14 protein-coding genes are annotated in these 18,850 nt (G+C 55.5%); 12 read left to right on the top strand and 2 right to left on the bottom strand.

Annotated features, from left to right (window positions below):
• Positions 1-181: 181 nt before the first annotated feature.
• Complete coding sequence (locus tag FLT43_RS11835; RefSeq protein ID WP_087444722.1) at positions 182-2,008, bottom strand: adenine deaminase; 1,827 nt, start codon at positions 2,006-2,008, stop codon at positions 182-184.
• A gap of 187 nt (positions 2,009-2,195) precedes the next feature.
• Between FLT43_RS11835 and FLT43_RS11830 the strand changes: the two genes are divergently transcribed.
• The 8 genes from FLT43_RS11830 (at position 2,196) to FLT43_RS11795 (ending at position 11,034) form a co-directional block, all read left to right on the top strand.
• Positions 2,196-3,224: a TIR domain-containing protein gene (locus tag FLT43_RS11830; protein ID WP_087444723.1), complete on the top strand. Its 1,029-nt coding sequence runs from the start codon at positions 2,196-2,198 to the stop codon at positions 3,222-3,224.
• Positions 3,221-3,451, top strand: a complete 231-nt coding sequence (locus tag FLT43_RS11825) for a cupredoxin domain-containing protein (RefSeq protein WP_087444724.1) — start codon at positions 3,221-3,223, stop codon at positions 3,449-3,451. The genes FLT43_RS11830 and FLT43_RS11825 overlap by 4 nt, the downstream gene beginning before the upstream one ends.
• Positions 3,452-3,639: 188 nt before the next feature.
• Positions 3,640-4,632 carry a substrate-binding domain-containing protein gene (locus tag FLT43_RS11820; RefSeq protein WP_087444725.1) on the top strand — a complete coding sequence of 331 codons (993 nt, stop codon included), beginning with the start codon at positions 3,640-3,642 and terminating at the stop codon, positions 4,630-4,632.
• A 6-nt stretch (positions 4,633-4,638) separates the two neighbouring features.
• Positions 4,639-6,102 carry a sensor histidine kinase gene (locus FLT43_RS11815; protein ID WP_087444726.1) on the top strand — a complete coding sequence of 488 codons (1,464 nt, stop codon included), beginning with the start codon at positions 4,639-4,641 and terminating at the stop codon, positions 6,100-6,102.
• On the top strand, positions 6,077-7,462 hold the full coding sequence (locus FLT43_RS11810; RefSeq protein ID WP_087444727.1) for a response regulator: 1,386 nt from the start codon (positions 6,077-6,079) through the stop codon (positions 7,460-7,462). The genes FLT43_RS11815 and FLT43_RS11810 overlap by 26 nt, the downstream gene beginning before the upstream one ends.
• A gap of 330 nt (positions 7,463-7,792) precedes the next feature.
• Entirely contained in the window at positions 7,793-9,130 is a 1,338-nt protein-coding gene (locus FLT43_RS11805) for an ABC transporter substrate-binding protein (protein WP_087444728.1), read from the top strand.
• A gap of 101 nt (positions 9,131-9,231) precedes the next feature.
• Complete coding sequence (locus FLT43_RS11800; protein ID WP_087444729.1) at positions 9,232-10,212, top strand: carbohydrate ABC transporter permease; 981 nt, start codon at positions 9,232-9,234, stop codon at positions 10,210-10,212.
• The gene (locus FLT43_RS11795) at positions 10,213-11,034 is read left to right on the top strand and encodes a carbohydrate ABC transporter permease (RefSeq protein WP_087444730.1); all 822 of its coding nucleotides are present in this window, start codon (positions 10,213-10,215) and stop codon (positions 11,032-11,034) included. It abuts the gene before it with no gap.
• A 24-nt stretch (positions 11,035-11,058) separates the two neighbouring features.
• Here the strand turns inward: FLT43_RS11795 and FLT43_RS11790 are convergent, their stop codons facing one another.
• Positions 11,059-11,340, bottom strand: coding sequence for a hypothetical protein (locus FLT43_RS11790; RefSeq protein ID WP_087445395.1), 282 nt, complete (start codon positions 11,338-11,340; stop codon positions 11,059-11,061).
• A 323-nt stretch (positions 11,341-11,663) separates the two neighbouring features.
• On the opposite strand from FLT43_RS11790, the gene FLT43_RS11785 reads away from it, so the two are divergent.
• The 4 genes from FLT43_RS11785 (at position 11,664) to FLT43_RS11775 (ending at position 18,744) form a co-directional block, all read left to right on the top strand.
• Positions 11,664-14,003, top strand: a complete 2,340-nt coding sequence (locus FLT43_RS11785; RefSeq protein ID WP_087444731.1) for a 5'-nucleotidase C-terminal domain-containing protein — start codon at positions 11,664-11,666, stop codon at positions 14,001-14,003.
• Positions 14,004-14,169: 166 nt separating this feature from the next.
• Entirely contained in the window at positions 14,170-14,346 is a 177-nt protein-coding gene (locus FLT43_RS29320; protein WP_164776382.1) for a hypothetical protein, read from the top strand.
• Positions 14,347-14,374: 28 nt separating this feature from the next.
• Entirely contained in the window at positions 14,375-17,377 is a 3,003-nt protein-coding gene (locus FLT43_RS11780) for an S-layer homology domain-containing protein (protein WP_087444732.1), read from the top strand.
• A gap of 248 nt (positions 17,378-17,625) precedes the next feature.
• Complete coding sequence (locus FLT43_RS11775; protein ID WP_087444733.1) at positions 17,626-18,744, top strand: DUF4367 domain-containing protein; 1,119 nt, start codon at positions 17,626-17,628, stop codon at positions 18,742-18,744.
• Positions 18,745-18,850: the final 106 nt, after the last annotated feature.

Raw genomic sequence — 18,850 nt, 5'->3', positions numbered from 1 at the left:
CGTTATTCAATCGAAGGCCGGGGAACGCGGCTTCGAGACATGGATTCGCGAGAGCGACGGCCATACCGTCGGGGAACAGCCGAAGCATCGCCCTGAGGTACACGCGTAATATCTTATAGAATGTCAAAGCAGGCAGCCATCCCCCGGGACGGCTGCCTGTTGTCATGTCAATAAGTATCATTTATTCTTCGACGAACAACGGAACTTCTACGAAGCCTTGCTCGGTCGTCTTGATCAGGCCGATATCGGACAGGCGCAGTTCCGGCACGACGATCAGCGCCAGCAGGGACAAGGTCATGAACGCGTAGTTCATCGTGCAGCCCGCATCGTACAGCGCCTTGCTGATGGCGCGCGATTGCTCCGCGACCTCTTCGAACGGCGCATTAGACATCAGGCCGGCTACTGGCAGCGGCAGCTTGACGACGGCATCCTCGGTCACGACGGCGATGCCCCCGTGCATATCGGCCACCGTGTTGGCCGCCTTGGCCATCAGCGTGTCCGAGTTGCCGATCACCATCAGGTTGTGGCAATCATGGGCGACGGTCGTCGCGATGGCGGCCGGAACCTGGAAGCCGACGTCCGACACGAGGCCGAGCGCTTGGTTGCCGGTTCCTTTGTGGCGCTCGATGACGGCGATTTTGCATAGGCCGTCCTCTACGTGCAGCGCCACGCGGCCATCCTCGATGCGGACGGATACCACCTGCTCCTTCGTATCGACATGATTCTCCCGCACTTGAATCGCTCTTGCCTTCTGCTCGCCGGATGCGGCCGGGGCGGCAATGACGAAGTCGTCTGCACGGACTTCCCGCGTCAGATGCACCGAACGGATGGCTTCCTCCGGATAGCTGAACTCCGGCAGATCCACGGCCATGCGCCCGTTCTCGGCTACGACTTGACCGGCGGCAATCGTCATGGCGACGTTGACGTCGGCCAGGTTGCCGTCGAGGATAATGATGTCGGCGAACGAGGCCGGCGTGATCGTCCCGACATCGCGTGCGACGCCGAAGCGCTCCGCCGTGTTGATGGTCGCCATCTGGAAGGCGGTCACCGGACGGACGCCCTGGGCGATGGCGTGGCGGACGACGAAGTCCATATGCCCTTCGTCCACCAGCGATTCCGGGCTGCGGTCGTCGGTGACGAGAATCATGCGGCGCGTATCGATGCCGTGGTCGGTATGCGCCTTGATCGATTCGGCGACGTCATGCCATGCCGAGCCGCGTCTCATCTTCGCGTACATGCCGCGGCGCACCCGCTCGATGACATCCTCCGCCTTGACGCTCTCGTGGCAGCCGCTAATGCCGCTCGCGGCATACGCAGAGATTCTCCAGTCGTCGACCGGCCACGTATAGTGCCCGTCCGCAACTCTCCCCGCGCGCAAGGTCGCCTGGATCTCGCCGATCATTTTCTCATCGCTGAACACGACGCCCGGGAAGTTCATCACTTCGCCCAAGGCGATCATATCGGGCCCCCAGGTGAAGGCCTCCGCCACTTCGGCCGGGCCGATTGAAGCTCCGCTGGTCTCCAGCTCCGGTCCTGTCGACGGCACGCAGGAAGCGACCTGCATATAGGCCGCGAGCGGCGTCGTTCTCGCTTCGTCCAGCATCAGGCGCAGGCCGGGCAGGCCAAGAACATTGGTAATCTCGTGGGCATCGAAGAAGCCGCCGGTCGTTCCTGTCACGAGCACGGCCCGCGCGAATTGCGACGGCGTGATCTGGCTGCTCTCGATATGGCAGTGGCCGTCGAGCAGTCCGGGCGCGACATAGCGGCCGCCTGCATCGATAACCTTCGTGTCTTCGCCGATCATATGACTTGCATCTTTGCCGACAAAGGCAATGCGCGAGCCCTGCACGCCGATGGACATCTCGTCCTGTATCTCCCCGGAGCATACATTGACGAGCTTCGCGTGCTGAATGACGAGGGTTGCCTTTTTGTCCCCTCGCGCCGTCGCGACCAGGTCGGGCACGCAATCGGCAAGATGAGGCCGGGCAAAGCGGTTGCTAGTATCCATTGTGTCGTCTCCTTTGGTGAGCTAAAAATTATGGCAACAGCATAAGTATAGATCAAGGAAAGATTTTCTACACGTTGACCGATTGAAGCGAATCCTATGAAAAATCGGTTTCAAAGCTTTGGTCTCACACAGGACTGGAAAATCATAGTATAATTAGGGCTATCAAGTTCAAAAAGGAGCTGCGCTTGTGTCCATTTCTGCGAAACCGAATTTGTTTATCGGCTCATCAAGGGAAGCGATTGACATCGCGACTGCCGTGCACTCGCAACTCAATTATTACTGTCAAGTTTCCCCCTGGTATGCCGGGGCCTTTGGCGGAAATGAATATACGATGGAGACATTGGAGAGAGAACTTGAACAGCATGATTTTGGTATTTTCGTTTTCGCGCCGGATGATGTGGCATTGCATCGCGGGAAATATGTGTTCGTTCCACGGGACAATACGTTGTTCGAGATGGGGCTTTTTTGGGGAAAGCTGGGGCGGGGCAGAGTGTTCGCCATCATTCCCGGCCAAGTCCGGGAACGCAGCGATCTGATTGAGGGGAAGACGATCCATGAATTCCACGTGCTCTCCGATCTGCAGGGGCTTACGCTGTTGAGCTATGAGCTGCGGACGGATAACAAGCATGAGGCGGCCGTGTCTGTGGCCTGCCAGCAGTTGATCCGCAAAATTAAGGAGGAGGGCTTCTTTCAAAACCCTCGCAGCTTGTTGGCTAACAAAGAAACCGAGCTGCTGCAGAAGCAAAGCTTGCTTCATTTTTTTTGGGAATACACTCGCAATCTGACGACCGCCAGCGCGCAGGAGAAGTATGAAGCGCTGTATGAGGCGGTCCGCAACTCTATCATGCCTCCGCAAGGGTTCCGCGTCACGGGGGCGGCATTATGGCGCAAGCAAGGCCATGATGGCATCGGGCAGGTGGCGGGTAATGTAGGGAGAGGACAATTTTTCTCGTTCAGCGCGGCGGAGCGCCAGCAGGACAAGGATCATCAAATTTATGTGATAGATGTCTTCCTTCACGGAAAATGGTCTTTTTTCAAGCGCGAGGAGCTTGCGCTGGTATATGTGCTATGCTATCCTCTTGGTAGAGAGCACGTGCTGTCCGTGTATTTTGCGGGGCAGAAGCTGCTTGATGAATCCGAATTAGCCGCGATTGTACAGCTGAACAATGATTTGCTGCGAACCATTGACCACTTAATTGGAGGTGATTCCGCATGACGGGCGATCATCCTATTCACTTGCATAAGGGAAGTGCCGGAATCAACAAGCTTAACCGCCAGGCAAGAGGTCCGTTTGGCCGTTCCAGGAAGAAAGGCATTCGTGGAAGCGGTCCGCATAACGCGGCAGATATTGTCTACATTGGCCCTTCCGTCGAAGGCTCGGACGAAGAATATGTGAAGGTGCTCAGCGGTGAAGTCGATCGAGGAAAGCCTTCATTCGCATAGTCCGCGTCAACGCGTAAATCGATACCGAATTCAACCCGTTCAGCGGGCGCAAGATGACTTCTTCCAGCGAGGAGTCATCTTTTTTAGATCCTTGCCGAGGTTGGAGACGGTTGCTGGATTGTCAGCGGAGGGAGTATCATTATGAACAAACTTGTAAGCGTATTCATTTATGTTGGGAGGGATGAACCATGTCGGATAAGAGATGGGCCGCTGCCCTTGTCTTGCTGTTCCTGTCCTTTCTGTATCTGCTCTTGCAGTTCATGTCATCCACCTATCGCAACCAGGCGTTGATTCGTGAGCTGAGCGAGACAGAGACCGGCGTGTCCAATAAGCCCCACGTCATGCTTATCTCGCAGGAGCTGGACAATCCGTACTGGCGAATGATCGAGCATGGGGCGAGAGATGCGGCGAACCGGCTGGGCCTTGCCTTGGAATATGCCGGGCCGCTCCGCATCAATCCGGAGGAACAGACGATGCTGCTGGAAAAGGCCATCGCCGCCAAGGTGGATGCGATTCTGCTGCAGGGCATTCACAGCATCGCTTATACCCGGCTGATTGACCAGGCGGTAGCGCAGGGCATCCCGGTTATAACCGTGGATGCCGATTCGCCGGACAGCAAGCGGCTCAGCTATGTCGGCACCGACAATTATGAGTCGGGGCGGAGACTGGGCGAGATCGTCGCCGAAGCCGGCCTCGCCTTATCCGAGCGTCCGGCAACCAAAATCGGCGTTCTCATCGGCAGCAATCTGGCCGAGAATCAGACGCTGCGGCTGGACGGATTCCGCTCGGTCATCAGCCGGCACCGCTCGCTGCAAATCGTCGATGTCCGGGTCTCGAATATTTCACGGATTGAAGCGGCGCAGAAAGCGTCGGAGATGCTGTATTTGCATCCGGACATTGCGATTATCGTCGGGATGAGCGCGCTGGACGGGGCGGGCATCCTGCAGGCCGCCAAGAGCTCCGGCCGGGACGATGTGCTCATCTTCGGCTTCGATGATATCGAGGAGACGAAGCAGGCGCTTGCCCGCGGCGAGATCGAGGCGAGCATCATTCAGAAGCCGTACCGGATGGGCTATGACAGCGTCTCGATCATTCATGACGTGCTGCAGGGGAGAAGCGCGCCGGCCCATCATCTGATGGATACGGAGGTACTGACGAAGGATGGAATCCGATTGGAGTGACGAACAATGAATATCCGCACGAAGTTATTCGTATTTATTCCTCTTCTTGTCATCCTTGTCAGCGCCGTCACCTATTTTATTTATTTCAGCAGCCGGACGATCCAGGAGAGCTACAATATGATGATGGAGCGCATTTTGTTGTACAAGCAAGTTGCCCAACAGACGGAGCAGCATCTCCGCACGCTCAGCAGCTACTTGATCGACCAGAAGGACACGACATACGACGAGCTGGCGATCCAGCAGGAAGAACTGCTCGCTTTGAAGGGCAACCTGGCCAAGCAGGCGGAGACGGACAGCAACGAAATCTCCGTCCGGAATTATGACCATATGCTGGATTCATTCCTGGAGAAAGTGGAGGAGGTGCTGGGAGCGACCGATGTGCGCGGCTTGCGGTCGTTCGCCGTCTTGTATGAGGATACGGAAAAAATCGCGGGCTTCATTCGGGATCAAGGCCAGTCGCTCGTGGATCTGGAGCTGAGCAGCTATCAGCCATATTACCGGCAAATCCTGCACAATACGCAGCAGATGAACAAGATCGGCCTCGCCTTGTTCGGGGTCAGCTTGCTGCTCAGCATGGTCTTCGTCATCTGGCTGTCGCGGAGCATCAGCCGCCCGATACATATGCTGGTCCGCACCGCCAAGCAGATCGCGAAGGGCAATCTGCAGATTGCGCCTCCCGTGTTCCGGCAAGATGATGAATTCCGGATTCTGTCCGAGGCGTTCCGGCATATGCTGGCCAATATCCGCAAGCTGATTGCCAAGGATATGGAGCATTTGGAGCGGGAGCGTCTTGTGAAGGAGCTGGAGCTGCGGGCGCTGCAGAGCCAGATTAACCCTCATTTCCTGTTCAATACGCTCAATGCGCTGTCGAAGCTGGCGCTGATCGAGGGGGCCGACAGGACAAGCGATTTGACCGTATCCGTCTCGAATCTGCTTCGCTACAATTTGCGCAAGCTGGATACCCCGGTGACGCTGCGGGAGGAAGTGGACAATACCGCGGAATATTTCTCGATTCAGCAGGCGCGCTTCCGAGAGCGCATCCGCTGCGAGATGAGCATCGAGGAGCGGGCTCTGGGACAGTACATCCCGTGCCTGTCGCTGCAGCCCATCGTCGAAAATGCGTTCATCCATGGCGTCGAGGGAATGGAAGAAGGGGCGGCCGTGCGCGTGTCCATAACCCGCTCGGATACGGAAGTGACCGTGACCATCGCGGATAACGGGGCCGGGATGGATGAGGCGACCCGCGCCTCGTTGTTGGGCGAGGGGGAAGCGGACGCCCGCTCCCGCGGCGAAGTGCACCGTTCGACCGGGCTCGGCCTGCAGAACGTCTTCAAGCGGCTGCAACTTTTCTATGGCCGGCAGGATATCGTGGAACTGGAGAGCGTGATCGGGAGGGGGACCACGGTAAGGCTCCGGCTGCCCATTTATGAGGAGGTGGAAGTGGATGTATCGTCTGTTAATTGCGGATGACGAAGCATTGGAACGGGAAGGCCTGGAGTTGATGATTACCCGCGCCATGCCGGACAGCTTCGATATTATTCATGCGCCCAACGGGCGCCTGGCGATCGAGCTCGCGGAAGAGCATCGTCCGGACATCGTGATGATGGACGTGAAGATGCCGGGCATTCAGGGACTGGAAGCGCTGCAGGACATCCAGGCGCTCCACAGCCGGGTGAAGATGGTGCTGGTGACGGCTTATGATCATTTCGCTTATGCGAAGCAGGCCATTGCCCTGGGAGTGAGAGATTACATTGTGAAGCCCGCGAAGAAGGAACAGATCATCGGCATCTTGCAGCGGCTGGTCCAGGAGCTGGAGCAGGAGCGAAGCAAGCGTAACACCGAGCTGGCCTTGCGGGATACCGTCTCGCGGTTGATGCCGCTGGTTGAGAACGAGCTGGCGATGATGCTGATGCATGACCAGGTCCAGGACTGGAATGTGCAGCAGCTGGCCGAACTGGCGCAGTTCCCGCTGCAGATGGGGTATGCCCTTGTCATCGACGCAGCCGCTCCCGGGACGGTCGAGGCATGCGAGGGCGGGAGCCGGCGCTTGCGGCTGGAGACAGTATACAACGCCGTCAGGCATGAGCTGGCCGGCCGCCTGTCCTGTATCGTCAGCCCGATGATAGACGAACAGATGACAGTCTTCGTCCGCTTGAAGGACGGCACGCAATATGCGAAGGAGGAGGTGCTCGCGCTGGGAGAGGAGCTTGTTCCCATGCTGCGGCAAGCGGCGGAGGGCATGGTCCATATCGGAATCGGGCGCTTGAAGCTCGGCATTGACAAGCTGCGCGAATCGTATGTGGAGGCGGCTTGCGCGGCGGCATATGCCCGGGATGCCGCTTCTGCTGCGGCCGTTCATTTCGAACAGGTTCCGGTCCGAGCCGGAAGCTATTCCCGCACGGAACGGCTTGAAGCGACCCGGAGCGGAGCCCATACCGGAGCCCATACTGAAGAGGCGCTTCAGGCAGCCATCCATCAAGTGCAGGCGGGCCGTGATCGGGAAGCGCATGCAGTGATCGAACAGGCGCGAACGATCATCCACGAACGGTTCCATCTGCCGCTTGCGATGGAGGAAGTGGCCGGGATGGTTCATCTTAATCCGTATTATTTCAGCAAGTTGTTCAAGCAGCAGGCCGGAGCGACGTTCACCGACTACATTACGCAGCTCCGCATTTCCCGGGCATGCCAGTATATTGAAGAAAACAAGCTGTCATTGAAGGAAATCTGTTACCAGGTCGGGTACCGGGACCCGAATTATTTTAGCCGCGTGTTCAAAAAGGTGACAGGGGCAGCCCCGACTGAATACCGCAGCCGTCATAGCGGCGACTAGCGGCGAGCTCCTGCATGGGCCGGCGAAGCATAAGTCACAAAGATTCGTACGAAGAGGCCGGCCCGTTCCCCTGCAGCGCAATCGCCTATTCCGTTCATGGTCTGGACGGAATTGCCTCGTGTAAGCGGAATACAGCAAATAAGTGCTAGTTCATCAGCTATCGCCTCCGTATTTTTCCCCCTCCTTAAATCAATCCAGTTGAATGACAAAGGAGTGCAGGTCTTGGCGTCCCGGCAGGGGAGAGAATTATGTTACTTTGAATGTAAGCGATTTCACGATAGGGACGATGAAATCCGCAATCGAAATTCCAAGCGTGAAGGGGGATATGACATGAGGAAAAACATGCTGGTGATGCTCTCTCTAATCTGTATGATGAGCCTGTTCCTGGCGGCCTGCGGCTCCGGTTCGGATGCGAAGCCGCCGGAGGCGGCCGGGCAGGAGGAAGGACGACAGACAGATGCAGACAAGCCGTCTTCCGGCGAGAAGAAGTCGGTTGAGATTTTCAGCTGGTGGACGGGAGCGGGGGAAGAGGCAGGGCTATTAGGCCTGATTAAGCTGTTCAATGAGAAGCATCCGGATATCGAAGTCATCAATGCCGCCGTGGCCGGAGGCGCGGGCACGAACGCCAAGGCGGTGCTCGCCAGCCGGATGCAGGGCGGAGATCCGCCGGGAACGTTCCAGGTGCATGGCGGGGCCGAGCTGAACACGGGCTGGGTCGCGGCCGGCAAGATGGAGGGCTTGAATGAGCTGTTCGCGAGCGAAGGCTGGATGGATAAGTTCCCGCAAGACTTAATCGAGATGGTGAGCGAGGGCGGGGCGATCTACTCTGTCCCTGTCAATATCCATCGCGGCAATGTCATTTTCTACAATAAGAAGGTCTTTGACGATAATGGCTTGACTCCTCCCGCTACCTTCGACGACTTCTTCCAAGCGGCCGATGCGCTGAAGGAGAAAGGCATCACCCCGCTGGCGCTTGGAGACAAGGAGCCTTGGACCGCGACGATGGTATTCGAAGCGGCGCTTCTTGGCGTGCTCGGCCCGGAAGACTTCAAGAAGCTGTACACGGGCGAGATCGCGTTCGACGATGCGAGAGTGAAGGACGCGCTGGAGAAGACGAAGCACATGTTCAGCTATATTAACGACGATCATGCGGCGCGCAACTGGCAGGACGCTGCGCAGCTCGTCGCTAACGGTCAGGCGGCGATGAACATTATGGGCGATTGGGCAAAAGGCTACTTTACGACCGATTTGAGAATGCAGGCGAATGTCGATTTCGGCTGGATTGCGACCCCGAATTCAGGGGACAGCTTCATGGTCATTACGGATACGTTCGGCCTGCCTCAGAACGTCAAGGACGCCGATTCGGTGAAGGAATGGCTGAAGGTGCTCGGCTCTGTGGAAGGACAGGATGTGTTCAATCCGCTCAAAGGGTCGATTCCGGCGCGCATCGATGCGGATGCGAGCAAATACGACGCTTACGGTCAAGCCACAATCGAAGATTTCAAGAAAAGCAGTCTCGTGCCGAGTCTGGCGCATGGCTCCGCGGCTCCCGAAGGCTTCGTGACTCAGGTTAATCAGGTGATGACCATCTTCGTGACGAACGGGGACGTAGAGCAAGCGGCCCGCTCGCTTCGCGACGCCCAGCTATCCAGCGGTATCGCCAAGTAGGCGGCTGACCGGGGCCGCCCCCGGATGGCTCTGACGGACATTGCAGACCGGGGCCGGCGGCGGGATTCCGCTGCCGGCTGCCGTGTTCAGGAGGGATGAATATGAATGCCGCAGACATAGGCGGAAAGACGCTGCGCCGATCCGTTCAGCCTGAGCGGAAGGCGAGGCGGCGAAGAAGGGGCCGCCTCGTGCCGATATTGATGGTGCTGCCCTCTTTTGTCGCGATTGCGATATTTGTGTACGGCTTTATCGGATGGAGCGGATATGTGTCCTTCACCGATTGGAACACGCTGGCCCGCAATTTGGACTTTGCCGGCTGGAAGAACTATCTGTTTCTATTTCAAGATTTCCGGTTCCAATCGGATTTGCGCAATACCTTCGTGTTCACACTGCTATTCATTGCCGTGACGATCAGCTTCGGCCTGCTGTTGGCCATGCTCGTCGATCGGAAGATTCGCGCCGAGTCGCTGTTCCGCAACATTTTTATTTTCCCGATGGCACTCTCCTTCATCGTTACCGGCGTCGTCTGGCAGTGGATCCTGAACCCGTCGACAGGGGTGAACTTGATCCTGAAGGCCATCGGGCTGACGGATGTGCCCAAATGGTATGTCAGCACCGGCATTATCCCGGGCTTCCGCTTCGGGCAGATTGAGCTCGGCCTTCCCGTCGCTCTGATTGCGGTGGTCATCGCCACCGTCTGGCAGCTGTCGGGCTTCGCAATGGCCATGTATCTGGCCGGACTGCGCGGCATCCCCGAGGAATGGAAGGAAGCGGCCAGGGTGGACGGAGCCGGCGAATGGACGATATTCCGGCGTATTCTGCTGCCGCAGCTGCGCCCGATTACGGTCAGTCTCATCATTATGCTGACCCATATTTCCTTGAAAATATTCGATCTCATCTACGCGATGACTGGTCCGGGAGCGATGTTCGTCACGGATATGCCCGGAGTCTACATGTTCGAGACGACGTTCCGGGGCAATCATTACGCGCAGGGGGCCGCGATCTCGATGGTTATGCTCGTGCTTATCTCGCTGCTAATCGTCCCGTATCTTCTGTCAAGCATGAGGAAGGAGGAGGCATAGATGACACAAAAGCGGGTGCAACGGATCGCGTTATACGCCGGTTTGACGTGCTTGGCCTTGCTTTTTCTCGTGCCGGTGTATGTGCTTCTTGTCACGAGCTTCAAAGGTCTGGACGAGATTACGCTGGAGCGGATGTGGGCGCTGCCGAAGAGCCTCGATTGGTCGGGGTATCATGAAGCTGCGTCCAAGCTGTATCCGCATTTGAGCAACAGCTTCCTGCTCGCGGTTCCCGCCACCTTATTATCGGCCTTGTTCGGGTCGATGAACGGCTATGTGTTGTCCAAGTGGCAGTTCAAAGGCTCGAATGCGCTGTTCGCGCTGATGCTGTTCGGGATGTTCATCCCCTATCAGAGTATTTTGATTCCATTGATTCAGTTCATGCAGCGCATTCAACTGTATAATTCGATTCCGGGGCTCATCCTCATTCATGTCGTATATGGCTTGCCGGTCTGCACGCTCATGTTCCGGAATTTCTATGTGGCGATACCGAATGAAATGCTGGAAGCGGCCAAAATCGACGGCTGCGGCTTCTTCGGCATCTACAAAAACATGATGGTGCCGCTCTCGGTGACGGGCTTCGTCGTCGTTGGTATCTGGCAATTCACGAACATCTGGAATGAATTTCTGTTCGCGGTGACGATGACAACGCAGAAGCAGCAGCCGATTATGGTCGCGCTGCAAAATTTGTCGGGCAGCCAGATTGTGCAGTGGAACGTACAGATGGCCGGGGCGCTGCTGGCGGCCTTGCCAACGCTGCTCGTCTATATTTTCCTGGGGAGGTATTTCATTCGCGGCTTGCTGGCCGGATCGATAAAAGGATAATGCGGTGCCGTTTATCCGGCGGGTCTATTCATCTTCAATCCGTTCCCGTTGCGAGTCCTCTGTCATCAGGTCTTCATCGGGATAGTTCCGTTTCAACCCTTGATGCAATTGCAGATTTTCATTGCCGTACGGGCGCGGGCCATGCTGCCCCTTGCGCCATGGCGCGCTTTTGCCAAGCGATTCCGATTCGATGCTCGCGCCGTACGGCCCTTCCGGGAACTCCTCCGCCGTCAAGTCATTGCGCTGCGATTGCACCGTTGACACATCGGTATGGTTATGTTCGGTCTCGTGATCCGATGGATCTATCACTGGGAGCACCTGCCTTCCTTTTTCGAGTAGTGTATCCGTGAAGTCCCGCCGTCATTCGAAGCTCTTCTTTCACCGCGCCGCAAGCAACCGTTCCGGGATGACAAGTTGGAAGAACAACCGCGCGATAAATTGAACCTTTAGCATCTCGAAAAGGGGCGGATTTCACGAAATGCATGTTAATCCATTCATAGCTATGATGCGGCAAGGAGGAGTATAGTATTTCTCGAAAGCGCTGCCAACTCTGTGCTAGCCTGGCTTTTCAGCCCATGGGAGAGCGGCGCTCGTCAACGATGAGGAATTGATATGAGGGGAGCAGCAGCATGATGAAACAGAACAGATCCAATTGGAAAAAATGGCTGAGCGCGTTGATGGCGGTTACGATGCTGACAAGTCTTGTCGTCACTTCCGCGGCCGCTTCTGAAAGCGGTGCCAATGAAGGCTTGGCTAAGAAAGATGTACATATTACCTTGTTAGGGACTTCGGATATCCATGGTCGTTCCATGCCTTGGGATTATGCCTCGGATGCGCCCAATCCGAGCGGAAGCCTGACACAGTTATTCACCGCCATTCAGCAGATTCGCCAGGAGAATCCGAATACGATCTTGGTGGACGTCGGGGACATGATTCAAGACAACTCTGCGGAGCTGTTCAATAGCGAGCCTCAATCGCCGATGATGGTAGCGATGAATGCGATGGGCTATGATGCATGGACGTATGGGAATCATGAGTTCAACTTCGGGCTGGATGTATTGGACAAGGTGAGCAGCCAATTTGAAGGCGTAAGGTTAGCGGGCAATGTATACAAGGACAATGGGGAACGATTGCTTCCTGCCTATACGATTATAGAGAAGGAAGGCGTCAAAATTGGATTGATCGGCATGACGACGCCGTTGGTCCCCGACTTCGAAAAGGGAACGGATCATGTGAAAGGCTTGGTCTTTACCGATCCGGTGGAAGAAACCAAGAAAGTGATTGAAGAATTAACAGGACAAGTGGATGTCATGATCGGGGTTATGCACATGGGGCTGGACAATGAGAACAACACCCCTCATTCCGGCGTGCGGGATATTGCCAACGGGAACCCGGAGCTTGCAGCGATCTTTGCCGGGCATATGCATGCACTGGTCAACAAAGAAGAAGTAAATGGGGTATTGATTACAGAACCGAATAAATATGGAACGCATCTTTCCCGCATTGATTTGCATTTTAGCCAGGAAGACGGGAAGATGGTGCTGACGTCCAAGGATGCCAATACGATCCCGGTCGTAGATGCGGACGGCAACGTTCTTGCTTCCGATCCGGGGCTTGAGACGATCCTGAAGCCATTCCATGAATTTGCGCGTCAAGATGCCAATACCGTTGTCGGCCGGCTCGTTGGCGAGAACCTGGTTCCGACCAACGAAATCGAGGGCATTCCACAGGTTCAGATACAACAAACGCTGCTGTCGGATTTCTTTGCGGATGTGATGCAGCATTACAGTCAAGCGGATGTCGTCGCTTTTCAGATTGATAACGATAAGGCAAGACTAGATGTCGGCGACATCAAGAAGAAGGATATCGCCTATAACTATCAATTTACATTTGGCGAAGTAACGAATTATCAAGTAACAGGCCAAGATCTGAAAGATTATATGGAGTGGGCTGTAGGGTATTTTAACTCCACGCGTCCGGGAGATGTGACGGTTAGCTTTGATTTGAAGCGCCGTTCCTCCAAGTACAGCACCAATGATTTTTTCGGGAACATCAACTATGATATCGATCTGCGGAAGCCTTATGGCCAGCGGATTACTAACTTGCGCCGTCTGGATGATTCCCCGATTCAGGCAACCGATTCGCTGGTGCTCGGAATGAATGCGTATCGAATGGATGCGCTTGTGGCCCAGGGCGGGGCTCTGGAAGGAAGAACGTTCGAGCAGCTCTGGTCTTCCAAGGACAACGGCGCGTTCGGTGAAATGGGCGGCACGATCCGCAACCTGTCAATCAAATATATTAAGGAAGAGAAGAAGGGCGTGCTGGAGCAAAAGGCGCAAAATCGCTGGAAGATTGTCGGCGTCGATACGGACGCCCCAGAGCGCAAAGATGTCATCGAGCTAGTCAATGCGGGCATTCTGAAGGTTCCGGCGACGGAAGACGGCAAATATACGAATGTGGCCTCCATTAACATTTTGGATGAACTACAGGCGGATGAAGCTAAGGCGCTTGCCGAGAAAGCCAATGTGGACGTGAAATTGGTTGCCGGGGCCAAGAACAAAGGTGAACTCTATTCCCGGTTAAACGCTGCGTATCAAGCGGCCCAACAGAACACAACGCCTGCAACGGAGGTGCCGGCCCAACCGGACAAAGCGGCGAAGCCTGAATCTGACAAGACGAATTCGGATAAACGGGAACCGGACACCGGCAAACCGAACACGAGCAAACCGAACACGAGCAAACCGGACACAGGCAAACCGGCACAGTCGGTCACACCGGCGAAGCCAGCTACCCAGGTGACGGTCACAGCCTACTATTTAAACGTGCGCAACCAAGCGTCCCCGAACAGCAAGATCGTAGCCGTTGTCAAGCAAGGAACCATTCTTGAAGTGACGGGTAAAAAGGACGGCTGGATTCAAATTGCCATCAATGGGAAGACCGCATACGTCGATGGGATGTATGTGAAATAATAAGCCCGATTCTCGCGCTAAAAGCTCTCTTCGGAGAGCTTTTTTTGTTGATCCGTGTGCTCGGATGCGCCAAAAATCCCTCAAACGGGGAATATCGGATTCATAAGGGATGCTCTACAATTTGGTATGGATTACGACAAAAAGTGGGGAAAGGAGGATGAAATACATGAAAAACAGAGACCAAAAGACAAGGTTGCGGCTGGCTCTATCCATACTATTCGTCTCTATATGTGCGCTTATGCTTCTGCCGGACCAAGTGTCGGCGAAGCAGGTCCAGGCGGAATATATCAAACAGATTGTATACAAGCCAAGCGGCTTTTCCGGCGTGATGCACTTTTATTAGCGATGGAAGCAAGGTATCTTTTATTGACGTGGACAAGGGTACGCTCCATGCGCGTTGGGTCAGCTTTATTCCACTCAGCGCATTTCAAGAAGGGGTGGAGCTTTATTACAGCCGTGACGGTATCACCGCGGAAAAACAATTCATTAAGATGCAGAATTGGAATGATGCACCGGCCGATCTGAAGTGGCTGACGATTAGCAACTTCGATGGAGCCTTTGGCGAAGGCCATGGCATTACCAATCAACAATACAGGTACAGCGTGGATGGAATCCATGTTTTGATCGGACCGGAGGTTCCGGCCAATGCTTTATGGGGGACCTTAAGCGAGTATGATACCGTGTGGTCAGGAGAGCACAAAACACTGGACTACGATCGCTCTTACGGGACCTATACGCTGGACATCGATTCGATCAGAACGGTCGCCATCGCATCGAATCATGCTGCCAACACGAGCATCGCGAAGGCCGGCCATGAAGTGACGCTTTCTTTTACTGCCATCTTTCCTTTAAAAAAAGCGACCGTCACCATTGCAGGACATCCGATTGAAGCGAAGGAAGAGAGCGGAAAATGGACAGCGCGCTACCGGCTAACCTCTGCCGATGCCGAAGGAGAGATTGCTGTTCGCATTGACTACGAAGAAGAGGACAGCGCTATCGTAAAGTCGCGAACGGAGACGACCGACGGCAGCTCGGTCCGGTTCGATAACACCCCGCCGGCTATTGTCCTGAAGCAAGCGCCGACAGCCTGGACACGCGATAATGTCCAGGTAACGGCCCAGGTTACGGATGAAGGCGGAAGCGGAGTAGAGGTGCAGAAATGGGCCGCGGGAACCCGGACAGCCGATTACTTCGATAGCAATGGGACAATGATTGTCAACGGCTCCTTTGCCGTCCAGAAGAATGGCGCCTATACCGTCTATGCAGCCGATCGGGCTGGCAATGAAGCTGTCGCAACGATTATGATCTCGAATATTAACAAGCAGGCTCCGCAGTTGACGCTGACGCGTTCCCCGGATACGTGGACGAACCAGCCTGTGACGATCTCGGTCGTGATTGGGACCGGCCAAGGAATCGCGGTCAAGCTCCAGAAATGGGCGCGCGGGAAGCAGCCAAGCGGCTATTTTCAAGACGCTGGGGAGCTTCTGGAGGGGAACAGCTTCATCGTGAACGATAACGGCGACTACACCGTCTATGTACAGGATGAAGCAGGCAATGAGGCGATCGCCCAGATCGCGATTACGAATGTGAACACTACACCTCCGCACATTCAGAGCACGTTCGAACCCTCGGGGTGGACCAATCAACCGATTACGGTGAACGTGCTGGCCACCCATGAGGCGGGCGAGATCAAAGTGCTGAAATGGGGCGAGGGCATCCGGACAGCGAGTTTTTTTGAGACGGGGGGATCCGTGATTGCTGATTCCCGGTTCACTGTCTGCGCGAACGGGGACTATACGATCTTCGCCCAAGATGAAGCGGGTAACGCGGCTGTCGAGTATATTGAAGTGAAGCAGATCGATGTAGACAAGCCTGTCATCCAATTATCCGTGCATCCGGAAGGGAAAACGAACGGCAACGTGATGATCGAGGCCCGGATTAGCGACAGGACCAGTTCTATCGCCAGACAGAAATGGGCGGCGGGCAAGCAGCCCGAAAGCTATTTCGAATCCGGCGGAACTAGCTTTACGGGCTCGGATTCGTTCGAGGTCGAAGTCAACGATGTCTATACGGTATATGCCCAGGATGAGGCCGGCAATTCCGCCATCGTAACGATTGAAGTGACCAATATTCATAGGCTGGAGCCCGTGATTTCATTGACTCTATTCCCGACGGAGCCTACCCAAGGTCCGGTCACGGTAACGGCTTCCGTGTACGCTCCGATTGATATCGCGGATCGCAAGATGGCGCTTGGACTTCACGATGCGGCCTTCTTCCACAGCGAAGGCGAGCCTTGGTCGCAGCCGATAGAAGTTCGGGATAACGGCTGGATTAGCTTTTATGCCACAGATACGGCGGGGAACGAGACGGTAAAGCAGCTTGAGATTACAAATATCGATCGGGAGAAGCCGGTCATTATCCTCATTGGCGAACCGGTCATCCATGTTGTCCAAGGCACGGGTTTCCAGGATCCTGGCGCATCCGCGCTAGATAATACCGACGGGGATATCTCTGCTTCCATCATCGTATCCGGACAGGTGAATACCCAGATCCCGGGCGAATATGTTTTGCGGTACAATGTGACCGATAAGGCGGGAAATGCGGCTGACGAAGTCATCCGCACCGTGAAGGTGACTGTTCGTCCGGTTGTCGATGACAACGATAATGGAGGCAGTCTTGGAGGCGGGAGTACATCGCCACAGGATGATCACAAGGTTCCTGCACAGGTGCCTCAACATAATGACCATAAGGACAAGGAAGAGCCTAAGCAACCTGATGTACCCGAAGACAACAAGCAGTGTGCGCCAGAGGGGGCCTGCGACAGCACAAGGAGCATTCCTCGCTTCACGGACGTGGAAGGCCACTGGGCAAGCGAAGCGATTCTTAAGCTTGCGGCCGCTGGTATCATTGCGGGGTATCCCGACGGTACGTTCAGGCCGAGCCGTTCGTTAACGAGAGCGGAATTTGTAACCCTGCTTGTCCATGCGCTGAAGCTGGAAATGCATCGAGAACCCATTTTTACGGATTCCGCGAGCCATTGGGCGAGCGAAGCGATCTCGATTGCTCAAGAGTACGGCTTGATTAAAGGGTACAATGCGAACACCTTCGGCCCAGACGATCGAATAACGCGTGAACAGATGGCTGCCGTCATTGCCCGGGTGTATGCGGGAGATAGAGTGCCTTCATCTGAAGAGTCGGCACTGGCTTATGAAGACGCTGCCGATATCTCAGTATGGGCAGCAGATGCAGTCCACTGGGTAACCGGACAACAGATTATGATCGGGAACGCTCAACGCCAATTCCGGCCGAAGGGGTTCACCTCCCGAGCGGAAGCCGCCGTTGTCTTGGCCAAATTACGGGCCAAATCAACATAAGGCTGCTGCAGCCTGATAGAAGCCTTCCGACCGCTGCATCATGATCGGAAGGCTTTCGCTTTTTCACTCGCTCAAGGTCCGTGGCAGCCGCCGTGCTGGAAGCCGATCCATCAGTCGATAGCCGGTTCGAGACCGGCGAAGGCTCGTCAAACTAGTCCGCATAATCGGCCAAGGTCCCTCATAGACATGTTATCAGTGATGCGGAGTACACCGAATCGAAGAATACTCATGTCAGAGGGGATGATTACATGCGTCGAATCACGTGGATGTTGGCCATCGTGATGAGTGTGGCGATCCTGGTCGCCGGCTGCGGGAAGAAGGACGCAACCGATGTGGTCCATGACCTGGATCAAGTAATGAGCAAATTGGAAAGCTATGCCGGCATCGGCACGATGACGCTGCATTCCGGTACTCAGCCGCTGCAGTATCGCGTGGAGGTGTGGTATCAGGATCCGACCTATTATCGGATTGAGCTGACGAACGAGAAGAAGGACATCAAGCAGATCGTGCTTCGCAATGAAGAGGGCGTGTTCGTGCTGACGCCGAGCCTCAAGAAGATATTCCGCTTCCAGAGCGAATGGCCGGAGAATCAAGGACAGGTATATCTCTATCAGACCTTGGTCCGCAGCATTCTCTCGGATGAGGGCCGCCAGTTCACCGAGGATGGCGACAGCTATGTATTCGATGTGGCAGCCGATTATCAGACCGACTCGCTCGTCCGCCAGAAGATCTGGCTGCACAAGAGCGATTACACGCCGAAGCAGGTGCAGGTCACCGATTCGGAGGCGCAGGTTGTCGTCGAGATGAAGTTCAATCAATTCGAATTCGGCAAAAAATTCGATAAAGATTCCTTCGACATGCAGCGCAATATGACAGGCATGAATCATGCGATGATCCCGAACGGCGAGTTGGATGAGAACGGACAGCTGCCATCGCAGGAGACGCTCGCCCCTACGGACGGAGCTGAAGGCACGGATGCGGCAGAGCAGCAGCATGACAGCGCGAACGTGGAAGAGGATATGGGGCCGTTCGGCTTGATTGAACCGTCCTATCTGCCGGAAGGCGTGGCGAAGCTCGATGAGAAGGAGCTTCCGAACAATGGAGATCATCCGGTCATGATGCGCTATACGGGCACATATTCGTTCACGCTGATCGAATCCCGGCCGAAGGATATGGAAGTCGGGCTTCAGGTCGGCGGGTCGAAGGCGGTGGATCTGGGCTTCACCTATGGACAAATGACCGGCGAGGAACAGAAGACGCTGACTTGGACCTATGAGGGAGTCAAGTATCGGATGCTCAGCGGCGACCTGCCGGAACAAGAAATGGTGAAAATTGCACAATCGCTCGTGGATCAGCCTGGGAAATAACGGCTGCAGCACAGTTCTCCGGTCCGTATTCCGTGGCACTCCACGGATGCGGACCTTCTCGTGATCGGTGCGCAGCGCGAATCAGCGCATCTCCGTCCAACGACCG

Origin of the sequence: Paenibacillus thiaminolyticus (assembly GCF_007066085.1) — a bacterium.
GTDB lineage: Bacteria > Bacillota > Bacilli > Paenibacillales > Paenibacillaceae > Paenibacillus_B > Paenibacillus_B thiaminolyticus.
The sequence above is the reverse complement of the archived record's forward strand: the minus strand, read 5'-3'. Positions and strand labels throughout refer to the sequence as shown.